This is a genomic window from Candidatus Curtissbacteria bacterium (genome assembly GCA_024654445.1).
GTDB lineage: Bacteria > Patescibacteriota > Microgenomatia > Curtissbacterales > GWA2-41-24 > JANLHP01.
Genome location: JANLHP010000017.1, coordinates 26,042 through 41,731 on the forward strand (window position 1 = coordinate 26,042; position 15,690 = coordinate 41,731).

The window sequence follows — 15,690 nt, forward strand, 5'->3', positions numbered from 1 at the left end:
TGCCAGATGTGATCCAAGGCTTAGAGTTTGACCATTTCCTCTTCATCACCAATTAACATGACACGCGGCTTAGAGAGGACGCCCACAACAAAGGGGTCTCTGCGGCTTTTGCGGAAGGCAAATTCTTCTTCTGTCATTGGCGTAAAGTTTATTTCCCTGTTTCTTCTTGCTTCTTCTTCTCTGACGATTGCTCCAAGTTCAGGAAGAACTATTGTTCCGACAACAAAAAGGTCGACGTCGTTTTGAGCATATGGTTTTCCTCTTACGAAAGATCCTGAAATCATTGCGTAACGAACTTTTCCAAGTTTAGCTTTATTTTTTAGAATATTGCCGCCGAGGCCGACGGACTTATTGATTACCGAAAGTAGTTCGAAGTAAAAGATGTAGTCTTTTCTTGCGCTGTAGTATCTTCTGTTGGCCCTCCACTGAGAGGCTAAGAGTCCTGTCTTTTCGAGCCTTGCAAGCTCTCGTCTGACGGCATTAATTTCCTCGCCTACTCTCCTTACTATTTCTCGAACATGGTAAGTCTCGTCGGGACTGCCTAGGAAAAGCTCCAGGATTTTGACACGGACTTTAGAGATCAAAAGGTCTATTAGCATATTATCAGGCAGAGTTTACGCGGGCTGAGGCAGCAAATTTAATACTTAACAGAATTACCAACAGGAATTGTTTCTATCCAAATTCTGCCGCGAGTGAAAGATATTTCTTTCCCGGCTTTATCTGTAAACTTTGTTCTTGCTGTTCTTGATTGTTTGGACCACTTTCCCTCGATGACTTTTCCGTCTTGGAAGATTAGGGCATTGCCGGTACCTGTTGTTCCATACAACAGATGTTCATCTGGATAGCCATCATCGGCATTTCTTTCTATTTGGAACTGCACGACAACATTTTTGGCAGAAAGTGGTTCTTTCGTCAAAGGATCAATTTGGGCTTCTTGGCCATGAGATCTTCTGTAAGTGTTTGACGTCTTGTCATAATTCCAGGTAACTGTGTAATCTGCCCCTTGCGGCCAAAATGGAACGGTTATTGGTCCTTGATCTTTTCTCTCCTCTAGCTTTGCCTCATCTTTGAACAGCCATTTGGTGAAATTTTGATCCCATCTGTTTCCGTCCTCGTCTTCAGAACCAAATTTTCTTTTTTCGGCAGCTTCCCAAAGTTTCTTTGTCGTTGAATGGACGTTGTGAGGAGCTAGTTTATCAGCTCCTCTCCAATAAGTCGGGTAACCTAAACCGAATTGATCCATGTCCCTAATCTCGTAATCTCGAATTTGACCAAGGGCATTGGCAGGGCCCGGGGTGTTTGCTCCGCCTACGTGGGCGTAGAGAGCATCGTATTCGGAAACCCAATCGAGAAAGTAAGTACGAGCGCTTCTTATTGGCGCGATATCACCTGCATCCTGGCAGAGGTAAACGGCCAAATATCTTGTGATTCCGCCTTCCGCCACTGCTTCATAAATGACGTCCGCGCGGGTCAATCCAATCACTGGTCTTGCGTCGAGGTGGTTCTCTATCATTACGCCAAGCGGTCTTCTTTTCTCCCACTGGTCTTGTCTGTTTTCGGTGTGGAGTTCTCCATTAATTGGACATTCTTTATCTTTTGTTCCTTCGTCAGAACCCGAAGTGATGTCTGTAAGGTTACCAAAGGGAGTATTTAAATTGAGGGGTTTTTCGATAACCGAATTGAAAACGACGTAAGAAATACCCGCCGAAGCAACATACAACACTATGCTTGCGATTAAAATTTTTAATTTCGAATTTAATAAAGTCATTTGTTTGCAGTTGCCTTCTCGACAACTTCTTTTTCTTCTTTAGAAAACTGGTGTGAAGTTGCTTTTCCTTCTATTACCTGTTTTGCGTAAACTCTGGTGCCACCTCTCGAATGAAGGGAAGAGAGCACTATGCCATTATTGTTGCCATCTAAGAAGGCCGCGATGAAACTTTGGTCTCCACCCGAATCCTCGAAAGGGTTATACCTTATTAAAGCATATTTTTGGAAGTTTGACTTGTTCTTTTCCTCGATTTTGTTTACTTCTTTTGCGATCTCAAATAGCCTTTTTTCTTCGATCTGGACTTTAGAAATTAGACTTTCCAGAACTTGGCTTAGGTTTTGGTTGTTAGCACCCCGAGTTAAGCGCTTGTAAGCGCTCATTATTTTAAACAGATAAATATTTAAAAGTGCAATCCAAATTCCCAGTCCTATTAGTATAAAGTTCGAAATTTGTAGGCTTTCCATTAAGGAGCTAGGAACTGGGTATTGTCCTTGGATAAAATTAGTACTCTACTCTTTTACCATGCAGCCTAATTTTTTGTCAATGTGTAGACACTTAACTAATTTGAACTAATATTATTCTATTTTGTGCTAATATTTGTATCATGCCTTTTAAAACGAAGCGACAAAAAATATCTGCATCTCAGAGAAGATTTACTTTTGAAGGTGCTGCAGAAATTAACTATTCCTCTAATGTAAAGGCAATTAAGAATCCCGCTATAAAAATTACATCAACAAAAACAGACTCCAAGTCGATTGAAAACCTCGATTATGTTAGATCTGATATTGTCAAAATTTTGTCAGGTGCGAGTGTCATAATTTTAGCCCAGCTTGGATTTAGCTTGACACTCGCTTAAAATCTGTGCTATCGTGAGGCTACTTGAGGCTAGACAGCCTCAGACTGCTAAGCATACAGCTTATGCAAATCTTCACTGCCTGAAGGAGGTGATTAATATATGACAGAAATGTATTGTGTTAAGTGCCGCGCAAAAAGAGACGATCCCAACGCTCAATCAGTTACCATGAAAAATGGCAAACCCGCAAAGAAAGGTAAATGCCCAGTTTGCGGTACAGCCATGTTCAAAATTGGTGGCTAATTTCGTTTGGACTCTAAAAAACCCCAATTAAAGAGAGTTTATTATTCTCACAAGGTTTGAATAATACTGTCAAGTGTATTGGGGTTTTTTCTTCAGAACGCTAGTCTTTTAAACTCCCGCTAGGTCGAGTGTTGTTTTTTGTAAATTAAATAAGATTTTTACAAACCCTTCTGGATATTTATTGAGTCTGCTGTATAGATTGTTAAGTTCTTCTGTTTGAGGTCTGTCGACCTCCCAAACGATTCTTGCTGTTTTTTTACTATCAGGCGTAACAAAAACGCTTACGCTTTTGTAGGTGTCTTGAGGCTCTGGTTTTACTTGCACTTTTTCAGGGTCTTCTGCTGCCTTTTTTGATTTTTCGTCGACTATTAGATGCGGCAGTAGCTTATGGAAAATGCTTGGATCCCCATTTTCTTCTTTTTCGAGCGTTATTTTAAGACTGTTGTCGCTTTTTTTGAACCCGTTTTCATATTTTGCAATAACACCGGCAATTTCCCCCTCCGGAGTTATCATTTGCCAGTAGTAGGCTGTTTCGTTAAAACTTTTTGCAGGAGGAGGAATTTCTTCTGGGATGATTATGATCGTTTGAAATTGTTCGCGGAGTTTTTGGCTTATTTGGTCGGTCGTGGGCTTTATCACGAAGAGACTGAGAACGAGAGAGCTCAATACTGCTACCGCTCCGGCTATCGTGATGAGAGCGATAATAATTAATGCCTTTTTCCTCATATCAGTATTTTAACAAAGAAGGTCTCTCAATTCCTGGTTCTGCTGCGGCTTGATAGTTTTCGTATTTCTTCTGTGATTATGACTGCCGTTGAGGCTAAAAATGCGATTGCCCAATCAGTGAGCGTCAGGGGAGACGTGTGAAGTAGTTGATTGCCTACTGGTGTTTGAAGTGCTAAGAACTGGAGGATGAAAACTATAACAAATGTGCCAGTTAAATAATGGTTGTTGAAAATGGGAGTTTGGAATACTGATTTTGTTTTTGATCTAACATTAAGCGCGTTAAACCACTGAGTAACTGCGAGTATCAGAAGCGCCATTGAACGGCCTTCAACGATCCCTGATTTTTGATAAACATAGAAAATTGGCAGCGTGACAAGAATCATGGTCGTGCTCATCAGTATCACTCTTTTGACCATTTCAGGATCAACTAGGGCGTCACTTCTAAGTTCACCTTTTGACATCAGGCCAGATTCGGGAGGGTCTTGAGCAAGAGCAACGACAAAAAACCCGTCTGTCACAAAATTTAGCCAAATTATTTGAACCGCAACTAGTGGCAGTGGTAGTCCGATCAAAATACTTAGGGTAATTGCCAAAACTTCGCCGACAGTCGTCGAAAATAGATATAGAATTACTTTTTTAAGCGTCAGGTAGATCGCTCTTCCTTCCGCAATTGCAGCTACGATTGTTTTAAAATTATCGTTTGTGAGAATAATATCCGAGGCATCCTTTGCGACTTGAGTTCCGGAGCCAAGTCCTATTCCTAAACTTGCTGCCTGGAGGGCAGGGCCATCGTTTACTCCATCCCCTGTCATTGCGGTTATACGACCATTCTTATTTAGAGCATTTACTATTTTTAGTTTATGTACGGGGGATATTCTTGCAAATACCGTTACATTCCTTACTTTTTCGCGCAACTGTTCCATCGTTAAATTTTCTATAACTTTACCGGTTAAAACCTCATCGCCGTCTTTGAAAATTCCGACCTTTTTTGCTATTGTCTTTGCCGTTTCTTCAAAATCGCCCGTAATCATTGCTACTTTGAAGTCTGCCGCTTTGGCTTCTTCTATTGATTTTTCTACATTTTTTCTTATCTCCTCGTCTATTGCCAAAAGGGCGTAAGAAAACAGTTTCTTTTTAGGTCCAAAAATAGCAACGCCAATTACCCTTAAACCTTCTTGTGCCAGGTGATGATAATTGCTAGAGAGATTGTGATCAATTTTTAAGTCACGACTTAAAAATTCTGGCGCGCCAATGTATACTTTCCATATCTCTTCCCCTTTTTCGAATTCTGCTTCGATATATCTTTTCTTTGAATCAAAAGGGCTTACTTTGATCGTTTTGTACTCTTTTTCCAGGACAACTTTTTTGAGAGATACTTTTCTGGCCAGCACGGCTACCGCGACTTCTGTTGGATCACCTGTTGGTTTCCAGCGGCCATCAAGCTTTACAACGTCTGCCTTAAGTGAAAGGTATGTGAGCCCCATGATTTTTTTAAGAAGATGCTCATCTTTTTGGTTAATTTCTTTTACGATTCCCTTTGGTTTATAACCCTCGCCTGTGACTTCGTACGCCTTTTCGTTAATCAATATTTTTCTAATTACCATTTTGCCTGTCGTTATTGTGCCCGTTTTATCAACAAGTAAAGTGTCCGCGTTACCCATTGCTTCTACTGCTGCCATTTGCCTTACGATAGCTTTCGCTTTTGCCATGCGCCACACCCCTTTAGCAAGAACTATGGTGACCGCAACGGGGAGTCCTTCGGGGACGATTGAAACAGTTAGACCAATTACGGAAGTAAGAATTTCAGATAGTTCCATGCCGCGGACAAAGCCGACTATGAGGACAAAAATTGAAACTCCAATCGCGGCTTTTGCAACGAAGTGGGTAAGCTGTGTGACTTTTTTGGCAAGAGGAAGTGGAACGTTAGATGTTTCAAGCAGACCTTTTGATATCTTCCCTAATTCGCTGTTGAACCCTGTCGCGACAACTACTGCCTCAGCGTATCCGGAAACCACGTTGGTTCCGGTGAAAAGCATGTTCTTCTGGTCTCCAACTGTAAGGTTCTGTTTTTCTTGAGTGCCAGAGGTTTTTTCTACGGCATAAGCTTCACCAGTTAAAACAGACTCATCTACTTTAAGACTTTCAGCTATGATTATTCTTGAGTCTGCAGAAATTCTGTCTCCTTCGTGAATTATAAGAATATCGCCGGGCACTACTTCTTCCGAAGAAACCAGAATTTCTTCCGAATCCCGCCGCACTAGTGCTTTATGCCGAGTTAGGCTTTGAAGTTTTTCGAGAGAGTTTTTCGCTTTCCCTTCTTGAATCGTGCCAACTACGGCATTTATCGTTATTACCAGAATAATAACGATCGCGTCTATCGCTTTCCCGAAAAACGAAACTAAAATCGCTGCAAAAATTAGAATGTAGATTAACGGACTTTTAAATTGCCTTAAAAATATATCTGCGAGCGTTTCTTTTTTCTTGGACGCCAGGATGTTTGAGCCGAACGTTCTGAGACGAGAAGCGGCTTGGTCGTAAGAAAGACCGCCGTCTTGGGATGTTGAGAGTTCATCCAAAACGTCTCTTGTACTTTTCTGGTAGTAATTCATCGGGCAGTAGAATCATTATACTTGGTTTTTATGTATAATTATTGACGGATGCCAAGGTTAATTTTTAAACTTTTCGTCTCCTTCTTTGCTTTATTACTTCTGGTTTTCTCGACTACAAATAGTGTTTATGCGCAGGACCAAAACCAGCAACCGCTTGTTCCTCCTTCGCAAGAGGAAATCTCGACGGCAAAAATTGTCGAGGTTTTAGAGGAGGGTGAAAAGGAAATTGTCGGCAATAAATATCCGTACCAAATAGTGAAAGTTAAATTTTTGGATGGGTCGGAAAAGGATCGCGAGACGACACTTGACCATGGTAAAAAGTTTTCGATAAGTCGGAATCAGACGGTAGAAGAAGGACAAAAGGTTGTCGTTATTAAAAGTAGTATCGAAGGCATTGGGACGGAATACCACATTATAGACAAGTACCGACTAGATAAGGTAATTGCGATTGTTTTGGCTTTTTTTGTTCTAGTCGTTGGACTCGCAAGGCTTAAAGGGTTGGGTTCTATTGTTGGGCTCGTGATTAGCCTCGCTGTAATTGTTAAATTAATCGTTCCTCAAATTTTAGCTGGGCGTGACCCGCTTGTTGTCAGCATCGCGGGTTCATTCGTTATTATGATCAGTACTATCTATCTTGCACACGGATTTTCCAAAAGGACTACCATCGCGGTTTCCTCAACACTTGTGACGCTTATATTTTCGGGCATTCTTTCGCTGATATTCGTTAATCTTTCACAGCTTACTGGGGGAGGAAGTGAAGACGCTTATTCTCTTCGGTTTGGGCAAACGAGCAACATTAATTTAAAGGGTTTGCTGTTAGGCGGAATGATCATCGGGTCGTTGGGTGTTCTTGACGATATTACGACGAGCCTGGTTGCAACGATTTCGGAAATTGCAAAAAGTAATCCGAAATTAAAATTCGCCCAGCTGGCAAAAAGCGGTTACAGGGTGGGTGTTGAGCATATAACATCCCTCGTAAATACTTTGGTTCTCGCATATGCAGGAGTTGCTCTTCCAATTTTTCTATTCATTGTTTTGAACCCTACGAAGCAACCACTGTGGTTTATATTAAATAGCGAATTTTTGGCAGAAGAAGTAATAAGAACTATGGCAGGAAGCTTTGGGTTACTTTTGGCGGTGCCAATTACAACAATTTCTGCCGCTTGGTATTTTTCAAGAAAAAAATAATTACTTTAATTTGTCTAAATTTTCGTAAGCCTTTTTAAACTTGGCTTCATCAAACTTCAACGCATAGAAGTTGTGGACTGTGCCTTCGGCTGTTTTTGCATTGATCACTCCCTCTATGCTGAAGAGACAATCTGGAAAGTCTTTTTTATTACCAGTAATCAAAATTGATTTCCCGCCAGAAAACATTAAGCGGCCAGTTAAATGAAGATCAACAAAGCTCGCGTTTAAGGCAACGTTATTTTGAGCATATATTTTGGAAATTAAAGGGGCGTTCTCTTGAATTTTCATGAAGATTGATTGATGATTAATGGCTGGCAAAAAGTAAGGTTTCGACAAAAAATCTTGCTTTAATCTCATTTGCTCAGGAAGAAAAACGCTTCTTAAAAACTCAAATTCTGTGGTTGCGTCTATTAACAACCAAGATTGTTTCAGTACGTCATATAGTTGCAGGAAAACTTCTTCGTCGTTAAAAAGCTTACCCAGAAAGTCACAGTCAAGAAAATATATTGGCTGCTTAATAAGTCTTGTAAACCTTCGCTAAAGAAGATCTTGCTTTCGAGGTTCTGGGGTTGGTTCATTCTCTTTAACGATTTTTCTATTCTTTCTTATAAGATCTAGGGGTTCTTCGAGAACACTTTGTTCGTCGTAAACCTCTTTTGTAGATGTTGTAGGATAATTATTTTCGATATGGGGTTTAGGATTTTTAGGAAAATTTGTCATGAGTATATTTTAACAGATTTTTCAATTAGGCTTTCAGGCCGATTTTATTCACTTCGGCGGAATTTTCTGGATACTTTTTTAGCCCCCCAATATGCTCCTCCTAACATAGCAGCGAGTATACTTAGGCCAACAACAAAATCCCCCGCAGTTACTTCTGTCTTCGGACTGGAAGGAGATGGACTTGGTGTTATTACTGAAGATTCGCCTTTCACTTCGGGAGACGGGCTTGGTGTAGGAGTCGGGGTTGGCGTTGGAACTTGAGTTACACTTGGACTAGGCGTGGCTTTAGGTGGAGCAACAACAGGAGTCGTGTTGGGTGTAATAGTATAGTTTGAAGGTGGTGGCGGTAGACTGCCTCCATGACTGTGGTATTCTCCGTAATCCAATCCCCAGTCTTCACAATTTGTTCTGCAGGTGTGCCCTCCCGAAGAATCGGTGCGGCCAGGGTGGGCATAGACAGGTGAACTGCTTATTAACAAAAGTAGTAGGGCAAGAACGACTCGTTTCGAATTTGTTGCTATCTGCTTTGTCATGGCAATGTTTCACAAGCAGCACCGTCACTATCTCTATCTAAATTGTGATAGTCTCCACTCGATCCTCCTTCGTTTTCAAAGAAATCTTGTGCCTCACTCTGATAGGTGAAGTCGGAACAATCATAATCACCAGTCTCTTCAAATGACCTTTCCGTCGTCGGATCGTCGTCTCTGTCAAAAGAATCTGCGCCATTCAAATTTTGGGGGTTACTGCAAGCGGAAAGGATTAATGCAATAGTAAAAGCTACAATTATTTGTTTCAATAGTTGGCAGCGGCGTTAGTATAGACTTTTTAGGGAAAAAGTCAAAATTTAACTGTAATTGGTAATGGCAGTCACAAAATAATGTCATTTTTAAACGGATTAGTTAAACTGAAGTAGCTGTGAAACTCAAAAAGAATTTTGTTTTTCTGTGTGTGGTTTTAACGCTAGGGCTTTTTATGCGCCTTTCCCGGATTCGAGATTTTTATATTTTCGAAGCCGACCAGGAAATAAATTCTTTCATCGTCAAGGATATTTTTATTGATCACCATATAAGGCTCATTGGGCAAATGAGCAGCATCGAAGGGATATTTCTTGGTCCACTACTTAATTATTTTCTTTCTCCTTTCTATGCAATTTTTGGTATGGACCCAATTGGAGGAGTGGTTGCTGTTACTCTAATTTCCCTTGCAACAATTGCAAGCATATATTTTGTGTTTTCTGAATTTTTTGACACCGTAACTGCGAGGGTCGCTACTTTTCTGTATTCTGTTTCTCTTCCAATTGTGTTTATAGACAGATGGGTTGTCCCATCTCAAGGAGTTTTTCTTTGGTCTATTTGGTTTATTTTTGCTTTACTTTCAATTCTTCGAGGCAATTTTAAAGCATTAATTTTGATTGGGCTTTTAGCTGGAGTTGCCTGGAATATTCACCCCACACTTGTGCCATCATTGCTTCTAGTTCCTGTTGCTGTTTTCCTTTCTAGGAAAAAGCCACATCTTCGAGAAGTAATAATTTCGACTGCCATATTTTTAATTTCTTCACTACCACTCTTGGCATTCGAAGCACGACATGGTTTTACTATGTTAAAAGCATTGGGGAAACTTTTTACTTCTTCTGATCCAGGGCTTCCTTTGGCACTGAAGTTAAACTTAGTCGTTTCGGGTTTTTCTTCCGTTGCAAGCAGAATCTTTTTCGAAGCCCATTTCCCGACTTTGGTAAATTTTGCTTCTCTGGTCTTGGTTGTCTGGTTTGTATACGCCAGAAAATTAATGGCCAAAAATCAATTTTCGATTATAGTAGGTTGGTTTTTATTAACTGTTGCTGCTCAGCTTTTTTCTAAGCGTGCAATCAGCGAATATTACTTTAATAATTTAATTATTCTTTCTCTTCTTCTTTTTAGCCTGACTCTTTCTTATTTACATAAAAAATCAAATAATCTATTGGTCCCAATACTACTTTCCTTGGTTTTAGTTTTTAACGTTTATTCACTTTTTTCTCGCGAAGAGAATAAATTTAATTACCTCTATAAAAAGCAGGTTGTGGAGTTTATTAAATCGGATTCGATGGCTCGTGGTTACCCGTGTATTGGCATAGATTACATCGCGGATTTTGGGAGAGCTGTTGGATTTCGTTACATTTTTTGGCAAAAGGGCCTTGTTGCCATTAAGCCGGATAGCGGTGCGCCTGTATACAAAATATTTATTCCCAGAGATGAATTGCCAGATGACGTGACCCCCCAATTTGGTAAATTAGGAGTAATAAGACCGGAAAGTGTAACTTTTAATAACACATCTGTTTGTACTGATCCCATAAATAATCTAGATTCTTTATGGGGGCTTACACTGTAGTTGTTTAAAATTAGATTGTTATGGAATTTCTAAAAACTTACACCCCAGTGCTTATGGTACTTGTTCTCTTGAGCTTTTTAAGATTTTGTAGAGTTTTGGATGTCCCAATATTCCTGGATGAAGCAACTTATTTAAGTTTTGCAGATTCGATAAGAAATAATCCCCACAATTTGTTTGTATCTTTTCCTGCCGCTGTTCTCCCAGTTTTACCTTGGTTTCTGGCATTATCTTATTTTATTTTCGGAAATGCCTTCAACATTTTTAATGTTGCGCGCATTCTCTTAACCACCACTGATATTATTTCCGCATTTTTTGTTTTTCTTATAGGAAGGGAGTTGGTAGACAAAAGATTCGGATTTTTATCTTTAATACTCTACATGCTGATACCTCTGAATTTTTTCCATGGGAGATTAATTATGCTTGAGCCTTTAATGGAAATGCTATTTTTAATTGGTTTATATTTCTTAATTAAAATTTACAAGAAAATTTATGATAAAAAATACAGCATTAAACTAATTCTTACTTCCGCACTATTTTTAAGCTTATCGTTTCTAACCAAACCCCTTGCTCTGGTTTCTTTCGGCTCTCTATTGTTTTTACCTCCGTTTTTTATCCTCAAAAGAAAAGTGAGCGTCCTAATGGCTATGATAAAAATGATTCCAGCCTTTTTTGTTTTTCTTTTTTTTACGCTTTTAATTTTGCCATTTGCGATCGTTATATTCCCTGGGTTTGAGAATTATCATGCTATTGGAGGAAATAATGATGTTGTTTTTAATTTCAAACAAAATTTATGGAGGTCTTATTGGTGGATTAAAGCGTATTTTCCGATTCCAATTCTTTTTGCTATATTTTTTTCATCCATTTTGGGTCTTTTTAAGAAAGACGTCTTGGTGGTTTGGTTTTCGTTATGGGCACTTTCTGTAATTCTTATAGACTCTTTAGTTGGGACAAAATTTTTCCCAAGACACTTATTTCCAGTAGCGGCCCCTGCTTCTTTTCTTCTTGCTTATCTAGTGTATGAAATAATGGCTCTGAGAAGATGGATGGGTTTTTTAGCATTAGGTTTTGTGTTGATCCCGCTTCTGCAAAAAGACTTGTTAATTTTGTCGGATGCTAAAAATTCGGGGCTGGCTTTAGAGGATAAGCAGCAGTTTTACGAAGATTGGACTTCCGGTGTAGGACTTGCGGAGATTGGTTCTTTTTTGAACTCGGTTTCGAGAAGGGAAAAAATTACTCTTTTTGTCGAAAACGATACTCTTTTAACATGGGCTTTACCTAATATTTATCTTGAAGAGAATGTCATTGTTTACCCCTTACCGAATCATTTTCCGTCTAGCTTAAATAATTTTCTTGAAAATAATTCTAATACCAATATTAATTTCATCCTCTTAAACAAAACGGCGGATGCGCCTGAAGACTGGCCCGTTTTTTTGATATTATCACAAGATAAGGGGCCACACCGGAAGATAAATCTATACAAGTATCACCAAAAATGACTAAGTCTGATCTTTACGAAATTTGGAGTAGGGTTCCTGTTGATTATTACCAAAAAGGTGTTAGAAGGAACCCTTATCAAAGAATTTGGCACGAGCGTAAGATTAGGAAGGCTAAAAGTATAATTAGGGACCTTAAATTTAAAAAGGTTCTGGATGTTGGTTGCGCAAGTGGTTTTATGCTTTCCCAGATAGCTCGTGAGTTTCCTAATGCAAAGTATTTTGGAATTGACGCGTATGACAAAGCTATTGAGTTTGCAAATAAAAAATATAGCCATATAAACTTTAAAGTTGGTGTTGCCGAAAAACTTCCTTATAAAGATGAGTCTTTTGACTTGATAATTTGCTACGAAACGATGGAACACGTGACACATCCCAAAGTGGCACTCCTTGAAATGAGGCGCGTTCTTAAAAAGGATGGGGCTTTAATTTTGGCCATGGATTCTGGGAGTTTACTTTTTAGAGCAGTTTGGTTTGTGTGGGAAAATACAAAAGGAAGAGTTTGGCAAGACGCTCATCTTCATCCGTTTCATCATGAGGAACTGGAGGCACTAATAAAACGCACCAAGTGGAAAGTTCGCAAAAAGTTTTTTACTCATTTTGGAATGGAAGTGGTATTTGTTCTGCAGAAATGACGATTTCTTAGCCGCTTGTACATGAACCCCAAAGCCCTTTTTTAAGATTTTGGGCTTCTTTTTGGGCAGCTCTTAATTTTTCCTGGTATTTAACGTCGGGCGGATATGAAGACGCGTAGGCAAATCCTTCTCTGACCATATATTCGTTGACGAAAACATCGTCAACGTACACATACCTTAAAAGTCGTTCGTATTTGTCTGTTTCGGATACGTCTTTTTCAAGCCTAACAGTTTTTCCTTCGACGAGCTCTTTATTTTTGCTTGACGCTTCTTTTCCATAACATTCAATACCTCTTTTTGGGTGGACAGTTTCTGGTGTGTCCATGCCGATATAACGGAGTTTTTGTCCTCCTTCTATTTCAATTGTATCGCCGTCAATAACTTTAGTTACAGTAACTGTTGCTGCATCGTGCACTTGCGGCAAAGGAGATTCCTGCGTTGACTGGCTCAATACTTCTTCGGGTTTCTGAGAGTTGAGGTTTAAATCTGATTTTGTGAATGCGTCAGCTAGAGTAATTATTGCAACTGCGATGATTGCTAGTGCGAGTGAGGATTTTTTGCGAATGGACACTTTTGTGATTTTATCATGCTTCTCCTTTGTAATGCCTCGTTTTTTGTTTTAAGATAGAGTTATGCCTAGACGCGATCTGCTGTACGCTGCTTCTGTTTCAATTCTCACGACTGTATTCTTATTTCCAACACTGATTAATACCGGTTCTCTGGACAAGTTGCCCTTGTCTCCGATTTTGATACTCGCTGCTTATCCGCTTTTAGCAACATTTGGGACTTTTGTTGCGTACTTTTTGGGTAAACGCCTCGCTATTCTGTGGCAATTTTCAAAGTTTGCATTGGTTGGAGTTTGCAACACAGCAATTGATTTCGGAATACTTAATTTACTTATACTCGTCACTAATATTACGAGCGGCGTGAGAATCATTCCGCTTAATATAACTTCTTACTCGATTGCGCTTTTAAACAGCTATTTTTGGAACAAAAGGTGGGTTTTTAGTGCTAGTAAGGGTAGCTTTCTCGCATTTGTAGCCGTAACTTTAGTCGGGCTGGGTATCAACACGGGGATTGTTTTTGCTTTGACTACGTTTGCTGATCCTATGTTTGGGCTAGATGAAACTTTGTGGGCGAATTTAGCTAAGGTTTTTGCAACAGTTATTTCTCTTGTATGGAATTTTATGGGGTACCGTATAATCGTTTTTGGGTCTTCAAAAAAGCAGGCAGCAGTTTCTTCTTAAACTACCTTTTTATTTCTCAAGAGTTTGTAGGAATTAAGTTTCTCGCTAACTAAAGCACCAGATCCTATAAGAACTACAAATAGGGTAACAAGCCAGCCAATTACAGGTATCGTTGTAAGAATTCCGTAAATTAACAGACCTGCAATAAGAGCTAAATAGTTATTTTCTTTTCCTTGTGCAAATCTAAGAATTATTCTCCCAACCGCGATCGCGACGAATAATTTTGCGAGGTAGAGGACAAATATAAAGTCGACAAGTAAGGCTAGAGCAATTGGGATGCCTACGATTGTAATTGTCAAAACAACCACAGCTAAAGGTGTCACGACTAGCGTCAAGAGTCCAACGCCAAGATTTTTCAGAGGTCTTTCGACTACGCTGTCCACAGTCCTTTCCGTAAAGTTCGGCAGGAATTTAATGAACAGGAGGCCGATTATAAGAGCTGCCAAAAAGCTAATTGCTTTGAAGATCAAGAAGGCGGCGCCTAGAGCTTTTTCTGCATCTTGCTGACTTTGCCTTTGAGGTACATTTTTAACGGTAGAGCCAGTGACTTGTGCTCCTTGTTGGATTTGCGCATCTTTTTCGCTCCAGTAATTTACATCGCCCTTAACTTGAGCTTTTGATGTTAAGGTTAACTGTCCTACGCCTGCAGTAATGTTGCTGCCAACCGTATTTCCGATTGTTGCGTCGCCAGACGCTAAGGTTATTCCTTTGCCAACTGGGGCAAAAAGACTAAAGCTTCCTGAAGCATTAACCACGCTACCTCCGATGTTTGCTGAATCGGTAAAATTAACTGCTCCTGCAGTGGTTGTTACGTTTCCCCCAATGTCACCTGAAATTATTACTTCCCCGCCAGCCGCTCGGACGTCATTTTTAACATTACCCATGATGTTAACGGAGCCTCCTGCAACCAGAAGGTCGCCGTTTACTGTGCCTTCAACGATAACGTTTCCACCAGCGGCGTATACGTCCCCATTAACGGTGCCTGCAATGGTAACTTTTTCTCCTGTTGCAAAATAATCACCTTCTATCGTTTCTCCTTGAGGTAAAAGCGCAACTTCTTGATGTACCATGTTTGGCGCGGCAAGAGCCGGAGTAACGAGCGTAAACAATGCGATTACTGTTAAAAATATGGCTGCTATTTTGTTTCTTGTCATCTTTGTCGTCTCTTTCTCGTTCAGAATAGTCCTTTGATTTTTACTTGTCAACACTATTATTTAGATAGGCTGCGACTTTTTTCAAAGCCTTTGAGCGGTGCGAAATTTTGTTTTTCAATTCCTGCGGCATTTCGGAATAAGTTTGTTTGTAACCATTTGGGATAAATATCCTGTCGAAACCGAATCCTCCCACGCCTCTGTCTTTTTTGGTGATCGTACCGCTCACTTGGCTTTTGAAGATCTTGAGGTTCTTGCCATCGTAAATCGCGATAGCCGCTGTCACAGTTGCTTCGGGTTTTTTACCGGTTGTGAGTTTAGCAACTCCTTCGGTTCCTAAAGTTTCAAGAAAAAATTTAATAAAAGGTCCAGGAAGACCTCTTAATTCTTTTATGTCAACGCTTACATCTTCTACAAGTACGGGTTTTTGGATTTTTTCAAATGCGGACTTCGCTTTTGCCGTAATTACCTTGTCAATATTCATTGACTGGATTTCGGGAATGTTGATTTTTGAAACTTTGTGATTCGTTCCCAAAATCGCGTTTATTTCGGCAATTTTGTTTCTATTGCTGGTAACAACTACCAAGTCAGAGAGATTCATAATTTAGAAACACCTCCACAAGCACAAAACAAGGAGTGTCTTGCTCTTCTAATGCACGCTCTGAGTGTCCTTGAACACTTAGACTCTGGCAA

The 15,690-nt window shown here is 39.9% G+C and carries 18 protein-coding genes and 1 pseudogene; 7 read left to right on the top strand and 12 right to left on the bottom strand.

The genetic code is table 11. From position 1 onward, the window contains the following. Positions 1 to 20: 20 nt before the first annotated feature. From NUV69_02380 to NUV69_02390, 3 genes are read right to left on the bottom strand one after another with little or no spacing between them, the layout of a single operon-like run. The gene (locus NUV69_02380) at positions 21 to 599 is read right to left on the bottom strand and encodes a winged helix-turn-helix domain-containing protein (GenBank protein ID MCR4324508.1); all 579 of its coding nucleotides are present in this window, start codon (positions 597 to 599) and stop codon (positions 21 to 23) included. Positions 600 to 637: 38 nt separating this feature from the next. Continuing rightward, positions 638 to 1,768 (bottom strand): DUF3048 domain-containing protein, encoded by a 1,131-nt coding sequence (locus tag NUV69_02385; protein MCR4324509.1) that lies wholly within the window; start codon positions 1,766 to 1,768, stop codon positions 638 to 640. Further along, a complete protein-coding gene (locus tag NUV69_02390; protein ID MCR4324510.1) occupies positions 1,765 to 2,232 on the bottom strand; it encodes a DUF4446 family protein in 468 nt (155 codons plus the stop codon). The genes NUV69_02385 and NUV69_02390 overlap by 4 nt, the downstream gene beginning before the upstream one ends. Before the next feature lie 140 nt (positions 2,233 to 2,372). Between NUV69_02390 and NUV69_02395 the strand changes: the two genes are divergently transcribed. Next, positions 2,373 to 2,624, top strand: a complete 252-nt coding sequence (locus NUV69_02395) for a hypothetical protein (GenBank protein MCR4324511.1) — start codon at positions 2,373 to 2,375, stop codon at positions 2,622 to 2,624. A gap of 99 nt (positions 2,625 to 2,723) precedes the next feature. Beyond that, a complete protein-coding gene (locus tag NUV69_02400; GenBank protein MCR4324512.1) occupies positions 2,724 to 2,864 on the top strand; it encodes a DUF5679 domain-containing protein in 141 nt (46 codons plus the stop codon). A 108-nt stretch (positions 2,865 to 2,972) separates the two neighbouring features. Here the strand turns inward: NUV69_02400 and NUV69_02405 are convergent, their stop codons facing one another. Both NUV69_02405 and NUV69_02410 read right to left on the bottom strand, forming a co-directional pair. Continuing rightward, a complete protein-coding gene (locus tag NUV69_02405; protein ID MCR4324513.1) occupies positions 2,973 to 3,590 on the bottom strand; it encodes a hypothetical protein in 618 nt (205 codons plus the stop codon). 26 nt (positions 3,591 to 3,616) lie between these two features. After that, entirely contained in the window at positions 3,617 to 6,199 is a 2,583-nt protein-coding gene (locus NUV69_02410; GenBank protein MCR4324514.1) for a cation-transporting P-type ATPase, read from the bottom strand. Between the two features lie 48 nt (positions 6,200 to 6,247). On the opposite strand from NUV69_02410, the gene NUV69_02415 reads away from it, so the two are divergent. Then, a complete protein-coding gene (locus tag NUV69_02415; protein ID MCR4324515.1) occupies positions 6,248 to 7,387 on the top strand; it encodes a YibE/F family protein in 1,140 nt (379 codons plus the stop codon). Here the strand turns inward: NUV69_02415 and NUV69_02420 are convergent, their stop codons facing one another. From NUV69_02420 to NUV69_02435, 4 genes and pseudogenes are all read right to left on the bottom strand, one after another. Beyond that, entirely contained in the window at positions 7,388 to 7,675 is a 288-nt protein-coding gene (locus tag NUV69_02420) for a hypothetical protein (protein MCR4324516.1), read from the bottom strand. It abuts the gene before it with no gap. A 249-nt stretch (positions 7,676 to 7,924) separates the two neighbouring features. Then, entirely contained in the window at positions 7,925 to 8,107 is a 183-nt protein-coding gene (locus NUV69_02425; protein ID MCR4324517.1) for a hypothetical protein, read from the bottom strand. Between the two features lie 353 nt (positions 8,108 to 8,460). Continuing rightward, positions 8,461 to 8,640, bottom strand: a pseudogene (locus tag NUV69_02430) (YHYH domain-containing protein). Continuing rightward, positions 8,637 to 8,903 (bottom strand): membrane lipoprotein lipid attachment site-containing protein, encoded by a 267-nt coding sequence (locus NUV69_02435; protein MCR4324518.1) that lies wholly within the window; start codon positions 8,901 to 8,903, stop codon positions 8,637 to 8,639. The pseudogene NUV69_02430 and the gene NUV69_02435 overlap by 4 nt, the downstream one beginning before the upstream one ends. Before the next feature lie 119 nt (positions 8,904 to 9,022). Between NUV69_02435 and NUV69_02440 the strand changes: the two genes are divergently transcribed. From NUV69_02440 to NUV69_02450, 3 genes are read left to right on the top strand one after another with little or no spacing between them, the layout of a single operon-like run. After that, positions 9,023 to 10,471: a glycosyltransferase family 39 protein gene (locus tag NUV69_02440; GenBank protein ID MCR4324519.1), complete on the top strand. Its 1,449-nt coding sequence runs from the start codon at positions 9,023 to 9,025 to the stop codon at positions 10,469 to 10,471. A 20-nt stretch (positions 10,472 to 10,491) separates the two neighbouring features. Further along, positions 10,492 to 11,967 (top strand): glycosyltransferase family 39 protein, encoded by a 1,476-nt coding sequence (locus NUV69_02445; protein MCR4324520.1) that lies wholly within the window; start codon positions 10,492 to 10,494, stop codon positions 11,965 to 11,967. After that, complete coding sequence (locus tag NUV69_02450; GenBank protein ID MCR4324521.1) at positions 11,964 to 12,599, top strand: class I SAM-dependent methyltransferase; 636 nt, start codon at positions 11,964 to 11,966, stop codon at positions 12,597 to 12,599. Before NUV69_02445 ends, NUV69_02450 begins: the two co-directional genes overlap by 4 nt. A gap of 7 nt (positions 12,600 to 12,606) precedes the next feature. On the opposite strand, the gene NUV69_02455 is transcribed toward NUV69_02450, so the two are convergent. Continuing rightward, positions 12,607 to 13,170, bottom strand: a complete 564-nt coding sequence (locus tag NUV69_02455) for a thermonuclease family protein (protein MCR4324522.1) — start codon at positions 13,168 to 13,170, stop codon at positions 12,607 to 12,609. A gap of 61 nt (positions 13,171 to 13,231) precedes the next feature. Between NUV69_02455 and NUV69_02460 the strand changes: the two genes are divergently transcribed. Continuing rightward, positions 13,232 to 13,846 carry a GtrA family protein gene (locus NUV69_02460; protein ID MCR4324523.1) on the top strand — a complete coding sequence of 205 codons (615 nt, stop codon included), beginning with the start codon at positions 13,232 to 13,234 and terminating at the stop codon, positions 13,844 to 13,846. Here the strand turns inward: NUV69_02460 and NUV69_02465 are convergent. Then, positions 13,843 to 15,000, bottom strand: a complete 1,158-nt coding sequence (locus tag NUV69_02465) for a FapA family protein (protein ID MCR4324524.1) — start codon at positions 14,998 to 15,000, stop codon at positions 13,843 to 13,845. The two genes, NUV69_02460 and NUV69_02465, sit on opposite strands and share 4 nt — an antisense overlap. Positions 15,001 to 15,040: 40 nt before the next feature. Then, positions 15,041 to 15,598 (bottom strand): non-canonical purine NTP pyrophosphatase, encoded by a 558-nt coding sequence (locus NUV69_02470; GenBank protein ID MCR4324525.1) that lies wholly within the window; start codon positions 15,596 to 15,598, stop codon positions 15,041 to 15,043. Positions 15,599 to 15,690: the final 92 nt, after the last annotated feature.

Excerpts from the sequence above, each read along its gene's own strand:
- NUV69_02380 (MCR4324508.1), bottom strand. The coding sequence starts at position 599 with ATGCTAATAGACCTTTTGATCTCTAAAGTCCGTGTCAAAATCCTGGAG.
- NUV69_02385 (MCR4324509.1), bottom strand. The coding sequence starts at position 1,768 with ATGACTTTATTAAATTCGAAATTAAAAATTTTAATCGCAAGCATAGTG.
- NUV69_02390 (MCR4324510.1), bottom strand. The coding sequence starts at position 2,232 with ATGGAAAGCCTACAAATTTCGAACTTTATACTAATAGGACTGGGAATT.
- NUV69_02395 (MCR4324511.1), top strand. The coding sequence starts at position 2,373 with ATGCCTTTTAAAACGAAGCGACAAAAAATATCTGCATCTCAGAGAAGA.
- NUV69_02400 (MCR4324512.1), top strand. The coding sequence starts at position 2,724 with ATGACAGAAATGTATTGTGTTAAGTGCCGCGCAAAAAGAGACGATCCC.
- NUV69_02405 (MCR4324513.1), bottom strand. The coding sequence starts at position 3,590 with ATGAGGAAAAAGGCATTAATTATTATCGCTCTCATCACGATAGCCGGA.
- NUV69_02410 (MCR4324514.1), bottom strand. The coding sequence starts at position 6,199 with ATGAATTACTACCAGAAAAGTACAAGAGACGTTTTGGATGAACTCTCA.
- NUV69_02415 (MCR4324515.1), top strand. The coding sequence starts at position 6,248 with ATGCCAAGGTTAATTTTTAAACTTTTCGTCTCCTTCTTTGCTTTATTA.
- NUV69_02420 (MCR4324516.1), bottom strand. The coding sequence starts at position 7,675 with ATGAAAATTCAAGAGAACGCCCCTTTAATTTCCAAAATATATGCTCAA.
- NUV69_02425 (MCR4324517.1), bottom strand. The coding sequence starts at position 8,107 with ATGACAAATTTTCCTAAAAATCCTAAACCCCATATCGAAAATAATTAT.
- NUV69_02445 (MCR4324520.1), top strand. The coding sequence starts at position 10,492 with ATGGAATTTCTAAAAACTTACACCCCAGTGCTTATGGTACTTGTTCTC.
- NUV69_02450 (MCR4324521.1), top strand. The coding sequence starts at position 11,964 with ATGACTAAGTCTGATCTTTACGAAATTTGGAGTAGGGTTCCTGTTGAT.
- NUV69_02460 (MCR4324523.1), top strand. The coding sequence starts at position 13,232 with ATGCCTAGACGCGATCTGCTGTACGCTGCTTCTGTTTCAATTCTCACG.
- NUV69_02465 (MCR4324524.1), bottom strand. The coding sequence starts at position 15,000 with ATGACAAGAAACAAAATAGCAGCCATATTTTTAACAGTAATCGCATTG.
- NUV69_02470 (MCR4324525.1), bottom strand. The coding sequence starts at position 15,598 with ATGAATCTCTCTGACTTGGTAGTTGTTACCAGCAATAGAAACAAAATT.